Source organism: Dyella jiangningensis (assembly GCF_003264855.1).
Taxonomy (GTDB): Bacteria; Pseudomonadota; Gammaproteobacteria; order Xanthomonadales; family Rhodanobacteraceae; genus Dyella; species Dyella jiangningensis_C.
Window position 1 is genome coordinate 30,484 of record NZ_NFZS01000001.1, and the last position, 15,282, is coordinate 45,765.

The 15,282-nt window shown below is 65.0% G+C and carries 17 protein-coding genes; 13 read left to right on the forward strand and 4 right to left on the reverse strand.

The window, feature by feature from the left end:
• Nucleotides 1-37: 37 nt before the first annotated feature.
• On the reverse strand, nt 38-1,051 hold the full coding sequence (locus tag CA260_RS00120; RefSeq protein WP_111980470.1) for a class 1 fructose-bisphosphatase: 1,014 nt from the start codon (nt 1,049-1,051) through the stop codon (nt 38-40).
• Nucleotides 1,052-1,387: 336 nt separating this feature from the next.
• Here CA260_RS00120 and CA260_RS00125 point away from each other — a divergent pair, with 336 nt between their 5' ends.
• The 8 genes from CA260_RS00125 to CA260_RS00160 all read left to right on the forward strand — a co-directional run bounded on the left by CA260_RS00125 (nt 1,388) and on the right by CA260_RS00160 (nt 9,556).
• Nucleotides 1,388-2,005 (forward strand): DJ-1/PfpI family protein, encoded by a 618-nt coding sequence (locus CA260_RS00125; RefSeq protein WP_111980471.1) that lies wholly within the window; start codon nt 1,388-1,390, stop codon nt 2,003-2,005.
• A 13-nt stretch (nt 2,006-2,018) separates the two neighbouring features.
• Nucleotides 2,019-2,222 carry a hypothetical protein gene (locus CA260_RS00130; protein ID WP_111980472.1) on the forward strand — a complete coding sequence of 68 codons (204 nt, stop codon included), beginning with the start codon at nt 2,019-2,021 and terminating at the stop codon, nt 2,220-2,222.
• Nucleotides 2,219-2,623 carry a GFA family protein gene (locus tag CA260_RS00135; protein ID WP_111980473.1) on the forward strand — a complete coding sequence of 135 codons (405 nt, stop codon included), beginning with the start codon at nt 2,219-2,221 and terminating at the stop codon, nt 2,621-2,623. The genes CA260_RS00130 and CA260_RS00135 overlap by 4 nt, the downstream gene beginning before the upstream one ends.
• Nucleotides 2,624-2,645: 22 nt before the next feature.
• A complete protein-coding gene (locus CA260_RS00140; RefSeq protein WP_111980474.1) occupies nt 2,646-3,275 on the forward strand; it encodes a glutathione S-transferase family protein in 630 nt (209 codons plus the stop codon).
• A gap of 189 nt (nt 3,276-3,464) precedes the next feature.
• Nucleotides 3,465-4,172 carry a helix-turn-helix transcriptional regulator gene (locus CA260_RS00145; RefSeq protein WP_111980475.1) on the forward strand — a complete coding sequence of 236 codons (708 nt, stop codon included), beginning with the start codon at nt 3,465-3,467 and terminating at the stop codon, nt 4,170-4,172.
• A gap of 532 nt (nt 4,173-4,704) precedes the next feature.
• The gene (locus CA260_RS00150) at nt 4,705-6,366 is read left to right on the forward strand and encodes a SulP family inorganic anion transporter (RefSeq protein WP_111980476.1); all 1,662 of its coding nucleotides are present in this window, start codon (nt 4,705-4,707) and stop codon (nt 6,364-6,366) included.
• 17 nt (nt 6,367-6,383) lie between these two features.
• Nucleotides 6,384-8,147, forward strand: a complete 1,764-nt coding sequence (locus CA260_RS00155) for a DUF885 domain-containing protein (protein WP_111982921.1) — start codon at nt 6,384-6,386, stop codon at nt 8,145-8,147.
• Between the two features lie 173 nt (nt 8,148-8,320).
• On the forward strand, nt 8,321-9,556 hold the full coding sequence (locus CA260_RS00160) for a hypothetical protein (RefSeq protein ID WP_146745264.1): 1,236 nt from the start codon (nt 8,321-8,323) through the stop codon (nt 9,554-9,556).
• 30 nt (nt 9,557-9,586) lie between these two features.
• Here CA260_RS00160 and CA260_RS00165 read toward each other — a convergent pair whose 3' ends face one another.
• Nucleotides 9,587-10,126: an SRPBCC family protein gene (locus tag CA260_RS00165; RefSeq protein WP_111980478.1), complete on the reverse strand. Its 540-nt coding sequence runs from the start codon at nt 10,124-10,126 to the stop codon at nt 9,587-9,589.
• A gap of 194 nt (nt 10,127-10,320) precedes the next feature.
• Between CA260_RS00165 and CA260_RS00170 the strand changes: the two genes are divergently transcribed.
• Together CA260_RS00170 and CA260_RS00175 are read left to right on the forward strand one after the other, a co-directional pair.
• Complete coding sequence (locus tag CA260_RS00170) at nt 10,321-10,713, forward strand: MbcA/ParS/Xre antitoxin family protein (RefSeq protein WP_111980479.1); 393 nt, start codon at nt 10,321-10,323, stop codon at nt 10,711-10,713.
• 208 nt (nt 10,714-10,921) lie between these two features.
• The gene (locus tag CA260_RS00175) at nt 10,922-11,605 is read left to right on the forward strand and encodes an RES family NAD+ phosphorylase (RefSeq protein WP_111980480.1); all 684 of its coding nucleotides are present in this window, start codon (nt 10,922-10,924) and stop codon (nt 11,603-11,605) included.
• A gap of 76 nt (nt 11,606-11,681) precedes the next feature.
• Here the strand turns inward: CA260_RS00175 and CA260_RS00180 are convergent, their stop codons facing one another.
• Nucleotides 11,682-12,299: an OmpW/AlkL family protein gene (locus CA260_RS00180; RefSeq protein WP_111980481.1), complete on the reverse strand. Its 618-nt coding sequence runs from the start codon at nt 12,297-12,299 to the stop codon at nt 11,682-11,684.
• Between the two features lie 260 nt (nt 12,300-12,559).
• Here CA260_RS00180 and CA260_RS00185 point away from each other — a divergent pair, with 260 nt between their 5' ends.
• Entirely contained in the window at nt 12,560-12,763 is a 204-nt protein-coding gene (locus CA260_RS00185; protein ID WP_111982922.1) for a YgaP family membrane protein, read from the forward strand.
• Nucleotides 12,764-12,844: 81 nt separating this feature from the next.
• Nucleotides 12,845-13,531: a Crp/Fnr family transcriptional regulator gene (locus tag CA260_RS00190; protein WP_111980482.1), complete on the forward strand. Its 687-nt coding sequence runs from the start codon at nt 12,845-12,847 to the stop codon at nt 13,529-13,531.
• A gap of 148 nt (nt 13,532-13,679) precedes the next feature.
• Here CA260_RS00190 and phhA read toward each other — a convergent pair whose 3' ends face one another.
• On the reverse strand, nt 13,680-14,570 hold the full coding sequence (gene phhA / locus CA260_RS00195) for a phenylalanine 4-monooxygenase (protein ID WP_111980483.1): 891 nt from the start codon (nt 14,568-14,570) through the stop codon (nt 13,680-13,682).
• Nucleotides 14,571-14,719: 149 nt separating this feature from the next.
• Between phhA and CA260_RS00200 the strand changes: the two genes are divergently transcribed.
• The gene (locus CA260_RS00200; protein ID WP_111980484.1) at nt 14,720-15,196 is read left to right on the forward strand and encodes an Lrp/AsnC family transcriptional regulator; all 477 of its coding nucleotides are present in this window, start codon (nt 14,720-14,722) and stop codon (nt 15,194-15,196) included.
• Nucleotides 15,197-15,282 lie beyond the last annotated feature (86 nt).

The window sequence follows — 15,282 nt, forward strand, 5'->3', positions numbered from 1 at the left end:
CAGCGGGGAGACGACCCGGTCGGCTCCCCGCGTCAGCTCAGGCGGCCGCGTCGGCCTCGACGTGGTAGTGCGTGGCCACTTCCACTTCGTTCTTCGAGCCAAGGAACACCGGCACACGCTGGTGCAGGCCACTGGGCTCGATCTCCATGATGCGCTCGCGGCCGGTGGTGGCCGCGCCGCCTGCCTGCTCGATGATGAAGGCCATCGGATTGGCCTCGTACATCAGGCGCAGCTTGCCGCCCTTGGACTTGATCTTGGCGTCCAGCGGATAGAAGAACACGCCGCCGCGCGTGATGATGCGATGCACGTCGGCCACCATCGAGGCCACCCAGCGCATGTTGAAGTCCTTCGCGCGCGGGCCGTCCTTGCCGGCCAGCAACTCGCCGATGTAGCGCTGCATCGGCGCTTCCCAGTGGCGTTGGTTCGACATGTTGATGGCGAACTCGGCGGTTTCTTCCGGAATGCGGATGTCGCGGCGGCTGAGGATGAAGCTGCCCACTTCGCGGTCCAGCGTGAACTCGTGCGTGCCGTGGCCGAAGGTCAGCACCAGCACGGTGGCCGGGCCGTACACCACGTAACCGGCGGCGAGCTGGGTGGTGCCCGCCTGCAGGAAGTGCTCGGCCTTGGGTTCGGTGATGCCATCGGGGCAGCGCAGGATCGAGAAGATCGTGCCGACCGAGATGTTCACGTCGATGTTGGAGCTGCCATCCAGCGGATCGAACAGCAGCAGATGGTTGCCCTTGGGGTACATGTCGGGGATCGGCTGCGGGTCTTCCATCTCCTCCGATGCGCAGGCGGCGAGCTGGCCGCCCCAGGCGTTCGCTTCGAGCAGGATCTCGTTGGAGATCACGTCCAGCTTCTTCTGTGCCTCGCCCTGGATGTTGCCGGTACCGGCCTCGCCCAGCACGCCGCCGAGGGCGCCCTTGTTGGTGGCCACCGCGATGCGCTTGCAGGCACGGGCCACGACTTCGATCAGCAGGGACAGCTCGGCATTGATATGGCCGGCGCGACGTTCCTCGATCAGGAACTGGATCAGCGAGATGGACTTCATGACAAACCCGCAAGCGAAGGGATGCCTATTGTCCGGGCAGAACCGGCTGCTTGTCAGCTCAAAAGATGACCAGTGCATTCATCTCCATGTCGTGAAAACCTTTTCGGGCGAACCAGTGGCAAGCCGAGCAGGTTTTTTGTAGGAGCGCACCCAGTGCGCGATCGGCGGCCCCGCAAAACCTCATCGGTGAACTATCGGCATCAACCGACGACTCGGCCGGGTGTCGTCCGATCGCGCACTGGGTGCGCTCCTACAGCTGACCATGTCAGCCCCTGCTGACAACACGTTGGCAGCAGGGGGTCCCCACACTGACGGCCGTCAGAAGGAGGGAGTCTTATGCGCGACACGGTGTATTTCCTGGCGTTCGACGGTTTTGCGGACTGGCATGCGGCGCATGCGCTCTGCGAGATCCGCCGCCCGGGCGAATGGCAGTTGAAGACGGTGGGCTTTTCCCTGCAGCCGGTGCTCTCGATGGGCGGGCTGCGCGTGGTGCCCGAATTGACCCTGGACCGGCTGGACCTGCAGCGCGCGGCGATGCTGATCGTGCCGGGCGGTTACCTGTGGGAACACGGGCATGGCGACGAAGCGGTGGAAGCCGTGCGTCGCGTGCATGCCGCCGGCGCGCCGGTGGCCGCCGTCGACAGCGGAGTGCTGGTGCTGGCCCGGGCCGGTTTGCTGGATGCCTGCCGTCATACCGGCAGCTGGCCCGGCCACATCGGCGCCCATGTGCCTGGTTATGCGGGCGCCGATCAGTTCGACCCGACCGTGCTCGCGGTCAGCGACGGCGGCACGATCACCGCGAGCCAGCTCGGCAGCGTGGAGTTCGCCCGCGAAGTGATTCGCACGCTCGATCTCTACAGCCCCAGCGACCGCGAGCACTGGTACCGCCTGTTCAAGCACGCCCTGCCGCCGCCGTGGTGTGCAGGCGACGCCGCCACCGCCGTGGCGGCCTGACGAGGAGGATGTCATGCCGTTTCCGATGGGAAAGATCCTGATGGCCTACCGCCCGCTCTATCTGCGCGGCCTGTTGATGGATGGCCAGTACACCTTGCCCGCCACGACGCAGCAACCGGTCGCCGGCAAGCGCGAGAAAACGCCCAGTACCGAAGTGAAGACCGAGCGCATGCCCAAGGTCATCGCCAGCAAGCCACTGCACGGAGCCATGCCATGAGCCGCATCTACCACGGCAGTTGCCACTGCGGCGCCGTCCGCTATGAAGCGGAGCTGGATCTCGCCGCCGGCACGGGGCGCTGCAACTGTTCCATCTGCCGCAAGCTGCGCTTCTGGGGCGCCATGACCAAGCCCGAGTCGTTCCGCCTGCTCAGCGGCGAAGACGCGCTCACCGATTACCAGTTCAACACCAAGAGCGCGCACAACGTGTTCTGCCGGCATTGCGGCGTGCACGCCTTCCATCGCGGCTATGTGGAAGAAATCGGTGGCGCGTACGTCTCGATCAACGTGGCCTGCCTGGACGATGTGAGCGATGAGGAATGGGCTGCCGCGCCGGTCCACTACGCCGACGGCCGCGACAACAACTGGCGCGAGACGCCAGCGGTGACCAGCTACCTGTAATCCACCACGAGGGATAGCCGTCATGACCACGCCACGCGTCACGTTCTATCACGCACCCAACAGCCGCTCCGGCGGCACGCGCGCGTTGCTCGAGGAGCTCGGCGTCGAGTACGACATGCACGTGCTCAACTTCAAGCACAACGAGCAGCGCCAGCCGCCGTACACGGATGTGAATCCGATGGGCAAGGTGCCGGCCATCTGGCACAACGGCGCCCTCGTCACCGAGCAACCGGCGGTGTACCTGTATCTCGCGGATCTCTATCCGGAGAAGGGACTCGCGCCAGCCATCGGCGATCCGTTGCGCGGACCGTACCTGCGCTGGATGGTGTTCTATGGTTCGAGCTTCGAGCCCGCGCTGGTGGATCGTGCAATGAAGCGGGAGCCCGTGCAGCCGTCGACGTGTCCCTACGGCGATTGGGACACCATGTTCAACACGCTGGTGGCGCAGCTCGAACGCGGGCCGTACATGCTGGGCGAACGCTTCAGCGCGCTCGACGTGTTGTGGGGCAGTGCGCTGCGCTGGACCACGCTGTTCAAGCTGGTGCCGGAACTGCCGGTGATCACGACGTACGTCGAACGCATCGCCTCGCGTCCGGCCATGCAGCGCGCCGCAGCGCTGGATGCCGAGCTGGCGGCAGCGCAGGCGGCGTGAGGTCGTGACTATTTCCCACCGCCATCCTCGTGCAAGCGGAAGCCTGCTGCCTGACGTCCTCGCAGGAGACGTCAAGGCCGCTCTGTCTTCCCTTGCGCAGGGATGACGGCCGAGGTATCGCCGCATGATGTCCCGCAACCGTGACTCCCGGCGCTGGCCGCGACCCGGCCACTCGGCCATCATGCACCGATGCGTCGCGCCGACCGACTCTTCCTCATCATCCACGCCCTGCGCGGGCGCCGTACCGCGCTGCAGGCGCGCCAGCTCGCCGGCACGCTCGGTGTTTCGTTGCGCACCGTCTATCGCGACGTGGCCGACTTGCAGCTTTCGGGCGTACCCATCGAAGGCGAAGCCGGCGTCGGTTATCTCTTGCGCAAGGGCTCGGATATCCCGCCGCTGATGTTCACCGCCGACGAACTCGAATCGCTGGTGGTCGGCACGCGCTTCGTGCGCGCCTTCGCCGGACAGAAGCTGGCCGAAAGCGCGCAGGCCGCTCTGCTGAAGATCGAAGCCGTGCTGCCCGCCGACCTGCGCGATCGGGCCACGCGCACGCGCATCTACGCGCCGATCTGGCGCGACCAGACCAAGACCGATTTCGCCGCGTTGATCGATCGCCTCAACGCTGCCATCACCGACAGCCAGGTGCTGAGGCTGGAATACGCCGACGAAGCGGGGCGTGAAAGCATGCGCGAGGTTGAGCCGCTATGCCTCGCTTTCTGGGGCGGTGCGTGGACGCTCGGCACCTGGTGCCGCCTGCGCGTCGGCTTCCGCAACTTCCGGCCGGATCGCATTCGCCAATGCACGATCACGGGTGAGCGCTTCGGCAGCGAAGACGGACGCAACCTTGATGCGTACCTGCAGGCGATGCGGGGCTATTACGAGGGAATGGAAGGGTAGGGTGTGCTGCGCAAAGCAGGCGTGTCGCCCAACCTGAAGGCGCACCTCCGCTCCTTGTAGGAGCGCACCCAGTGCGCGACAGCCTTTCGCGTCTGTCCCCATGTTCGTCATCCCGGCGCAGGCCGGGACCCAGTACCGTCGGTCTTCGACTGTTGCGATACCGCCAACGGGCGCCTTTGGCCGTAGCGAGTCCCATGGGATGCGGTAGGCGTTCGACAGCACGGCCTCCCTCTGTAGGAGCGCACCCAGTGCGCGATTCGCCACCTTAGATGTGCAGCAACCACACGGCGTTGCAGCCGCCACACTGAGGCCAGTGCACCACTCTGCGGTCGCGCACTGGGTGCGCTCCTACAGGGGAAGAGATGGCGCGGATGCCTTGAGGAAACCATCCGTCCGCCATCGAAGCGCTGCATGCAACACACACACACCTGCCGTGCATGACGCACCGCAAAACGCACGCCTCGGCATGCAAACCCCTATCCACCGCCCCGCTTCAGTTACCCTCATCTCCGCCGACGCGCCGGAGCCATCGATGCCCGTGACCGAGAATCCCCCCGTTGCCTCGTCCTGGCATCTGGACCTCGTGTCCGGCCTCTCCATTGCGGGACTGCTGTTGCCCGAGGCGGTGGCTTATTCGGGCATCGCCAACCTTCCGCCGCAGGCGGGCGTGATCGCGTTGTTCGTGGGGCTGGTCGTCTATGGGCTGCTGGGGCATAGCCGCTACGCGATCGTTTCCGCCACCTCGTCATCGGCGGCGGTGCTGGCGGCGGGGACGTTGGCGTTGGCGGGTGGGGACCTGGCGTCGCGCGCGGCCGTTGGCGCCACGCTGGTGCTGCTGGCGGGCCTGTGTTTCCTGATTGCCGGTGCGGCCCGCCTGGGTGGGCTTTCGCACCTCATCGCGCGGCCCGTGCTGCGCGGTTACACCTTCGGGCTGGCCTGCGTGATCGCGCTCAAGCAGCTGCCGCATCTGTTCGGCGTGGCCGATCTGCATGGCGATTTCGTGCCGAAACTCGTGCTGGATCTGGCCACCGTGTCGCCGCAGATGAAGCTGGCCTCGGTGGCTACGGGCGTGCTTGCGCTGCTGCTGTTGTTCGCCGGGGAACGGTGGCGCCGGCTGCCGGGAAGCCTTGCGGTGATCGTGCTCGGCGTGGCGGCTTCGGCCTGGCTGGAAACGCAGGGCGTGGCGTTGACCGGGCGCATCGACCTGGTGCAGGCGCTGGGCTGGCCGCGGTGGCCGCAGAGTGGGGAGTGGCTTCCCAGCGTGGAACTGGCCGCGGCGTTGCTGCTGATCCTCTACGCCGAGTCGTACAGCTCGATTCGTGGCTTCGCGCTCAAGCATGGCGACAAGGTGGAACCGAACCGCGACCTCGTCGTGCTGGGCATCGCCAACGTGGTGTCCGGCGCGCTGCATGGCATGCCGGTCGGTGCCGGCTATTCCGCCACCTCGGCCAATGAGGCGGCGGGGGCGCGTTCGCGCTGGTCCGGCCTGATCGCGGCGGGCACGGTGCTGGCGCTGGTGCTGTTCGCGTTGCGCTGGATCGAGCGCATTCCGCAGCCGGTGCTGGCTGCCATCGTGATCCACGCGGTGAGCAAATCGCTGCGCGTGTCGACCTTTGCGCCGTACCTGCGCTGGCATCGCGATCGCCTGGTCGCGCTGGCGTCGGTGGTGGCGGTGTTGTCCTTCGGCATCCTCAACGGCTTGCTGTTCGCCATCGCCTTCAGCCTCATGATGCTGTTGCGCCAGTTGGCGACGCCGCGGCTGAGCGTCCTGGGCCGCCTTGCCGACGGCCACGATTTCGTCGACATCGCGCAGCATCCACAGGCGGCGCCGACGATGGACATGCTGATCCTTCGCCCCGAAGAGCCGTTGTTCTTCGCCAATGCCGAATCGGTGCTGGTGCAGGCGCGGCACCGCGTCGAAGCGCAGCAAGGGTTGCGGCGGGTGATCCTCAGCCTGGAGGAATCGCCCGATCTCGACGGCACCGTGCTCGAAGCGCTGGGCGACTTCGCCGCTTGGCTGGACGCTCGTGGCATCGAGTTGCGCGTGGCACGATTGAAGGACGCGGCCCGCGACGCACTGATGCGCATGGCGCTACCCCAGCTTCCGCCACAGGCGCTGGACGACTGGAGCGTAGAGGATGCCGTGTTGGCGCCCGCGCCTGCCTCTTCTTCTTTGGCCAAGGGAAAACCGTAGTGACCCATACGATTCGCATGACCTGGCTGGCTGCCGCCGCCCTCGCACTCGCCGCGCCCGCCTGGGCCGCACAGGACGCCGCCAGCCGCTTCAAGCAGATCTATGACCAGGAATGGACCTGGCGCAACGGGCAGGCAGGCATTGCTTCCTCGGGCGAGGCCACGCCCAACGGCGGCCGGCTCGACAACGTGGACGCCGCCAGCCAGCAGAAGCGCCAGGACTACTGGCAGAAGGTGCTGAAGGATCTCGACGGCGTCGACGTGAAGCAGCTGTCGCCGGAAGACCAGGTCAACTACGCGATCTACCGCGCGCAGATCCAGAACCTGCTCGCCGTGCAGACGTTCAAGCAGTGGCAGATGCCGTTCAACAGCGACTCGGCGTTCTGGAGCGACCTCGGCTACGTGCTCGAAGGCGACAACCTGCGCACCGAGCCGGACTACAAGCGCTACATCGAGCGTCTGGGCCAAGTGCCGTCGTACTTCAACCAGCAGATCGACAACATGCGCGACGGCCTCGCGCGCGGCTTCAGTGTGCCGCGCGAAGTGCTCAACGGCCGCGATGTGTCGATCGCCTCGGTGGCCGAACTGAAGGACCCGACCAAGAGCAGCTTCTACAAGCCGTTCGAGAAGATGCCGACCTCCATCGCGCCAGCCGACGCGGCAAAGCTGCAGGACGAGGCGAAGCAGGCGATCGGCAGCAAGGTGATCCCCGCCTACGGCACCCTGCTCACCTTCTTCCGCAATGAGTACGTGCCCAAGGCGCGCACCACGCTCGCCGCGGAAGCGATGCCCGACGGCAAGGCGTGGTATCGCCAGCAGATCGTCGAGTACACCACGCTCGATCTCGATCCCGACACCATCCACCAGGTCGGCCTGGACCAGGTGGCGAAGATCCACGCCGAGATGGTGAAGACCATGCAGGAGACGGGCTTCAAGGGAAGCTTCGCCGAGTTCCTGCACTTCCTGCGCACCGACCCGCAGTTCTACGCCAAGACACCCGACGAACTGCTGATGCGCAGCGCGTGGGTGGCCAAGCAGGTGGACGGCCAGCTCGGCAAGGAATTCGGCCGCCTGCCGCGCCAGCGTTTCGCCATCGTGCCGGTGCCGGCGGATATCGCGCCGTACTACACCTCGGGCCGCGGCGGCGCCGGCAGCTATCTGGTCAATACCTATGACCTGCCGTCGCGTCCGCTCTACAACGTCGCCGCGCTGACCCTGCACGAATCAGCGCCGGGCCATTCGCTGCAGCTCGCGCTGGCGGCGGAACAGAAGGGACAGCCGGCGTTCCGCCGCGAGGGCTACATCTCCGCCTTCGGCGAGGGCTGGGGCCTGTATTCCGAATACCTCGGCAACGAGATGGGCATCTACAAGACGCCCTACGACCGCTTCGGCTATCTCACCTACCAGATGTGGCGCGCGTGTCGTCTCGTCGTCGACACCGGCATCCATCACCTCGGTTGGACGCGCCAGCAGGCGATCGACTTCATGACGCAGAACACTGCGTTGTCCGATCGCGAGATCGCCAACGAAGTCGACCGCTACATCAGCTGGCCGGGCCAGGCGCTGTCCTACGAGCTGGGCTACCTGAAGATGCGGGAGCTGCGCCAGAAGGCCGAACAGGCATTGGGCACGAAGTTCGACGTGCGCCACTTCCACGACACCATCCTGCAGCTCGGCTCCGTGCCGCTGCCGGTGCTGGAAAAGCGCATCGACCGTTTCATCGCCGACGGCGGCCCCGAGCCGGATTTCGGCTGCGACTGCGCGAAGTCCAAGGCGCCGTAATCCATCCGCGTTTCCCTCTCTTCGCCGGGACGCCGCGAGCGTGCCCCGCGTGGAGAGAGGGATGTGCCCGGAAACATCGAGAAGCGGTCCAAGCGCGACCCGCGCCAGTTTCCCGAGAAATACCGTTAAGCTCCAACGCCATCGCCGGGCACCGTTTCAGGGGGAATGGGGTGATGAGTGACATGCAGGGAGTGCTGGACAAGGGTTGGCACAAGGACATCCGTTACCCGGTGGTCTACCGGGTAACCACCACGCAAAAGATCGCCTGCGGATTTCTGGGTTTGTTGTTCGGCGCCATGGGCATCGGCCTGTTCTATCTGGCGCAGAACGGACGCTCCGGCGATGCCTCCGGCGCATTGCTCGGTTTCGTCGCCATCGGTTTTCTGGCTATTCCCGTCTGCGCCCTGTTTTACGCCATGAATGCCCGGGTGACCCTGGAGGCGCGGGCCATCGAAGTTCGCGGTGCCTTTGGTACGCGACGATTGGAGACGAGGGACATCGCAGGGCGTCGCCTGGTGACCGGGCGAAACGTGGTGTATCCCTTGATCGTGGTAAAGGAAGGACGTCCGCTCAGGCTTGTCCGATCGACCTTCGGCCTCGACGACCGCTTCAACGCGTGGTTCAACGCCTTGCCCGACCTCGACGAGCAGGAACGCGCTTCCACCCTTGCGCTGGTCGAGCAGGACGTCACGCTCGGCGGCAACGCGCAGGAGCGCCTGGCGAAACTGGCAAAGGCCAAGCAGGCCGCCAAGGTGCTCAATGTCCTCCCGCTGGTCCTGCTGGCATGGGGCTACCTGTATCCCCGGCCGTATGGCGCGATGGTGGCCTGCGCCGCGTTGATGCCGTGGGTGGCGATCGGTCTTTCGTGGGCGAAGCCGAACCTGTTCCAGCTCGATGGCAAGCAGAGCGACGTGCGCCCGAACCTCGCAAGCCTGCTGATCATGCCGCCGCTGGTGCTGGGGATGCGCGCACTGTTCGACGTCCATGTGATCGACCTGCAGCCATTGCTCTTGGGCGGCCTCGCCCTGGGGCTGCCGCTGTGCCTGGCGGTCATCATGGCGCCGAAGGCTGCTACGTCCGCGACCAAGAAGCCATGGGTGCTGCCGCTGGTCATGCTGCCCTTCATGGCGGCCTACGGGGTCGGCCTGCTGGCACTCGGCGATACGATCTGGGACGACGCCCCGGTCCAGGTGTTCCGCACCTCCATCACCGGCAAGCACGTGAGCCACGGCAAATCCACCACCTACGAGGTGTACCTGGCGCCGTGGGGCGACACGAGAGGCGAGGACAGCATCCGCGTGTCGCGCGCCTACTTTGACGCCGTGAGGCAGGGCGATCCGGCCTGCGTCCGCCTTCATCCCGGCAGGTTCGGATTGCGCTGGACGCAGCTGGGCAGCTGCAGCCCGTAGTCGCACCGGCCCCGCCTTGGCTGGCGAAGCTCAAGGCTTGGCGGGCGGGGCTTTGCCGCTTTCCACGTAACGTTGCAGCCTCTGCAGCTGCGCCATCAGCATGCCATCGACGTTCGGCGCGAGCTTGTCCAAACCGCTGCTGCCCGAACCATTCACGCGATACTCGAACTGCAGCGCGGTGCCACTGTCCGCGGGCTTGAGCGTAAACGTCATCACGCCCCCGACGGCCATGCTCTGCAGCGGCCCCAGCGCCGTGTCCAGCCGCAACAGATGGCCGGGGTTCGCCCAGATCACGCGGCCATGCGCCACGCTCTGCGTGCCCCAGCGCTCGCAGAAGCACCCGCCGGCGGACGATTCGATGCCGAGATTCGCGGCATGGCCGGAGTAGGTGTGCTGACTGTCCCACCACTGGCCCACATCGATCAGCGCCGCGTACACCTTGTCCGGCGGCGCATGCACGATCCGCGCGTCGACGATCAGGAGGTGGTCGGCGCTGGCCTCCTTGACCTCGGCACGGGCGGCCGTGGGCAAGACGAACGCGGCGACGACAAGCAGGGGCCAGGCACGCATGGCGTTCTCCCTGGATAGTGACACCGGAGTATGGGCAGCCCATCGGGCGCCAGCCTATAGGCCGGGTGGGGTATGGGTAGCCGGCGAAGGCGGGTCGGCCGTGCATTTCCGCCCCGCCGGATCAGAGGCGGCTGCTGGCGAAAACTTTACCAATACAGTATATTGACGTCGAGCTCTATACGGAGAGTTTGCCAATGGCTGCACATCTCCAGTCCGATACGATCCCGGCGACCGACCTGAGCGGGCCCGCCTTGCGCGCCTTCTTCAACCTGGCCGAACGCTGGAACCTGCGCATCGTCGACCAACGGCGCCTGTTGGGCGATCCGCCAGAGTCGACCTTCTACAAGTGGAAGCGCCTGCAGGAAGGCACGCTCGGTCGCGACACGCTGGAGCGCATCAGCTATCTGCTGGGCATCTGGAAAGACCTGCAGATCCTGTTTCCCGATCCACAGCAGGCCGATGGCTGGGTGCACCGCGCCAACCAGTCGCCGCTGTTTGGCGGGCAGTCGGCGTTGCAGCGCATGCTGTCGGGCAACGTGGCGGACCTGTACGTGGTGCGCCAGTACCTCGACGCGCAGCGCGGCTGAAGTCATCGCGCCAGTTCTCGCCGGGCGTACCTATGCTTTGCGTGCATGTCGCTGCGGGAAGAAGCACCGCGGCGCTTTCTACGCGCCTGCCACTCGATCCGATCAACCTGCGGCCAGCTCCGATGAGGCTGCGGCCTACGTCGCAGCCCACGATACGCCTGCTGGACATACTCTCTTCCTCTGGCAGACCGCGTGAGAAGCACTCGTCATGGCAGACATTCCACCTCTTCGACGGATCCGCTGGAACCAGGCCTATCGCATCGTTCCCAGCCGCTTTCCACCGATCGGTGTGTTCGATCGCATCGCCGAGCCGGGCGACCTGGACGCACTGTTTGCCATCGAAGCCCTGACCAATCCGCGCCTGCGCACCGAGCTGGGGCAGTTGAACCTGGTGCCGAAGGAGCGTCGCATCAGCGGTCCCGGCACCACACCGGTGATGGCCGCCTTTACCCACTTGAATCCCGAGGGCAGCCGTTTTTCCGACGGCAGCTGGGGCGTGTTCTACGCCGGGCACAGCGTCGCCACCGCGGTGGAGGAAACCGTGTATCACCGCGAGCGTTTTCTTGCTGCCACCGCGGAGCCGCCGTGCGACATCGAGATGCGCTGCTATCGCACCAGCATCCACGCCAGGCTGCATGACCTGCGCGGCGATTGGACGGCCGAACACGATCCCGACGATTACAGCGCAGGCGTCGCGCTGGCGCGCAGGTTGCGAAGCGAGGGTTCCGATGGCCTGGTCTACGACAGCGTGCGCCACAAGGGCGGCGAGTGCGTCGCGGTGTTCTATCCCGACCGCATCGCGCCATGCGTGCAGGCGCAGCACCTGATGTATCGCTGGGACGGCACACGCATCGCCCAGGTACTCACGGTCGACGAATGGAAGCGCGGTTGACGCGTGTGCAAAAGAAAGGGCCTCCCATCGCGGGAGGCCCACCCGGCATCCTTGCCGGAAGTCCTTTCCAAGGAAATCAGAAGCGGTAGCCGAGGCTCACGCCGTACACGATGGGATTGATCTTGGCGGTGCCGACCTTGGCGCCGTTGACGTGCACATCGCTCTCGATGTCGACCCAGCGCAGGTCGGCGGTGAAGATCCACTTCGGATTGATCTTCACGTCGATGCCGGCATGCGCGGCCACGCCCCAGCTGTTGTCGATGCTGACGCTGGCGCCCTTGAGCGCACCGGCGCCCTTGGTGTCGAAGAAATTGGTGTAGTTGACGCCCACGCCCACGAAGGGCGAGACCTGGCTGTCAGGCAGGAAGTGGTAGTTGATGCCCAGCGTCGGCGGCAGCTCCTTGGTCTGCGCCACCTTGCCCACGCCCGAGAGCTTCACGTCGTGCTGGAACGGCCACGCAGCCAGCAGGTCCACGCCGAGGTTGGGCGTGATCATGTATTCGATGCTGCCGGTCGGACGTACGCTGGTGCTGACCGACGAGCGCGCGCCCGCAAGCGTGCCGTTGTTGCTCTTGGGATCGACGGCGTGTGCACCGAAGCGCACGACCCAGTTGTCGTTGCTGTCGGCATGGGCGGCGGGAGCGGCGACGGCGCCGAGAGTGGCGGCAATGACGAGGGGAAGCAGAACTTTCATGGGGCTCATCCGTGTGGGTTTCGTTTCGAACGAGTCCATGCTCGTGAGAATTTCGTTGTGCAGTTTTGACTTGCATCAAGCGTGACTAGGGCATACGGACGCATGCCTTACTGACGATCAGCCCGGATCTCCACGTATGGCACGTACTTGCTCGCTGAGGTGCGTGCGACATTTCTCCAAGAGAAGGTCGGTGACAAAGTCACTGACGATGAGGCCCCCACTCCCTAACGTCGCTGGCCATATCAACCAAGGAGATGAAGATGGCCGGCAAAAACGTGGGAACAATGGATCAAATCATCCGCATCGTCATCGGCGGTGTGCTTATCGCGTTGGTCTACGTGGGACCGCGCACATCCTGGGGCTGGATCGGCATCGTTCCGTTGGTTACCGCCATCGTCAGTTGGTGCCCGCTCTATCGCGTCTTCGGGTTGCGCACATGCAAGGCATCCAAGTGCGGGCGCTGAGTGCACGTAGCAGCCTTCAATGATGCGAAGGTGGAAGAGGATGCGCGAACGAAAACGCCGAAGAGCAAATGAGGGAAGCGAGTGATTCAGCGGGCTAGTAGCGGTGATGAAATCATCGACACCGAGCTGCGACGCCTCGGTTTGCAAGTTCTGCCGAATATTCGTGCGCTTGTTACGCAGGTGCCGAAGGGGACGGTGCTGTTTCGCGTGGGGGATCCGTGTCGCCACTACCCGATTGTGCTGGCCGGAGATGTGCGTGTATGCCGGCCAGGACGATCAGGGCATGAGGTGGTGTTCTACCGGATGCAGCATGGCGAGGGATGTGCCGTGTCTGCAGCCTGCCTTATCGAAAAACAGCGCTATCAGGTGATCGCGAGAACGGACCGCGACACGATGGCGTTGTTGCTTCCCGCAGCTATGTTCCACGCACAGCTCGATGCGAATGCGACATTCCGAAGATTTGTATTCAGGCAGTACTCGATGCGGATCGGCGCGTTGATGATGCGTGTCGAAAGTCTCATCGGGGAGAGCCCGGGACTGCGCCTCGCAAGGCTACTGCTTGCAAGGATGCAAGACGGAGCCGTGACCATGACGCACGCCGCATTGGCGACGGATATCGGCACCGCGCGCGAGGTGGTATCCCGTCATCTGGGTGCAATGGCGCGGGCTGGCTGGGTCAGGCAGCGTCGCCAAGCGATCGATATCTTGGATATTGAAGCACTGCAAGGGATTGCCCATGCCGAGGAAAATCCTTCTGTCCTCGACTGATCTCTTATTTTTGGTGAGCGGCGCAGTTGGCGCCCGCGGTCTCATGGATTGCACGTCTCCGTGTAGACGCACCGTTCAGAAGCCTCGGCCGGGGCGGTAAACCATGCAGGCGATGGATGGGCAAATCCAGCGCCGTGCTTGCCGCTTCTCACGTATCCGCGTTAGTCGCCCAGCCCTCGCGGTTGCCCCGCGTGAACACCCGGTCGCTGTCGAGTACATCGCCGGCAGCATGAGGGACCTCTTCGCGCAGCTTGGCGTAGATCGGCGTGAAGTCGGGGCGGGTGGCTTCGAACAGCTGCTCGAAGCTGTCGATCACGAAGTAGGTCTGCTGGTAGGTGTCGATGCGGTAGCGCGTGCTCATCACGCGCTCGAGGCCGAAGCCGATGCGGTTGGGCGAGGCCGAGTCCAGCGAGTAGATCGACTCGCCCTTGGAGCTGACGATGCCGGCGCCGTAGATGCGCATGCCGTCCTTGGTGTTGATCAGCCCGAATTCCACCGTGTACCAGTACAGCCGGGTGAGGTTCATCAGCGCTTCGGGACCGATGGCGAACGCCTTCATGCCGCCGCGGCCGTAGGCCTGCATGTAGTCGGCGAAGATCGGGTTCAGCAGCAGCGGCACGTGGCCGAACAGGTCGTGGAACAGGTCAGGCTCGCTGAGATAATCGAGCTGCTCGGGTTTGCGGATCCACCAGCTCACCGGAAAACGGCGGTGGGCCAGATGGTCGAAGAACACTTCATCGGGCAGCAGGCCTTCCACGGCCACGAGTTCCCAGCCGGTGGTCTCGCCCAGCACCTTGTTCAGGTCGGCGAACTTGGGGATGCCGCCGTCACCCAGGCCGAAGCGCTCCACGCCGTCGAGGAACTCCTGGCAGGCGCGACCGGGCAGCAGTTCGCGCTGGCGCTTGTAGAGGGTGTCCCACACCTGATGGTCGGTCTGGCTGTACTGCGCCCACGGCTGTTCGACGACGCCGGTGGCGTAGACGGGGACATAGCCACGGTCGGTCTGGTGATGTTCGACGCGGCGGGGCGTGCTGCTCATGGCGGGCTCCTGGCTGCGGGGGCCGGGTGATAGGAAGATGCCCTCAGCATAGGGCCGTTCCCGCGCACGAAGATTGTTTTGTTGCAGCCCAAAGGCCCGTTCAAGCAATAATATTGCGTCACTACGCCTAAAGCCGAAAATTCATTGCCATGCCCGATCTGGATCGTACCGACCTGCGCATTCTTGCCGTGCTCCAGAGCGACGGCCGGATCACCAATGCCGAGTTGGCCGAGAAGGTCAGCCTCTCTCCCTCCGCCTGCCTGCGCCGGGTGCAGCGGCTGGAGTCGGACGGCATCCTGACCGGCTATACCGCCCAGGTGGACCCGCAGGCGGTGGGACTGGGGCTGCAGGCGTTCGTGCGCGTGCAGCTCACCAAGCACGAGAGCGCGGCCGTGGAGCGCTTCGTGGAGCTGGTCAACGGCTGGGACGAAGTGGTGGCGTGCTATGCGCTCACCGGCGACATGGACTACCTGCTGCACGTCTTTGTGGCGGACCTGCAGGATTTTTCGAGGTTCCTGCTCGACCGGCTGTTGAACGCTGCGGGCGTGGCCGACGTCAATTCCAGTTTTGTCCTGCGTACCGTGAAGCGATCCGCTGCTTTACCGCTGAATCCTGTGGAACGCTGAAGCGCGCGCCTGGGGCACAGGATCGCCTCGACTAACGCTAAACTAACTGGACTGATGAGTACCCACACCGTTTCCGCCCCGGCCCG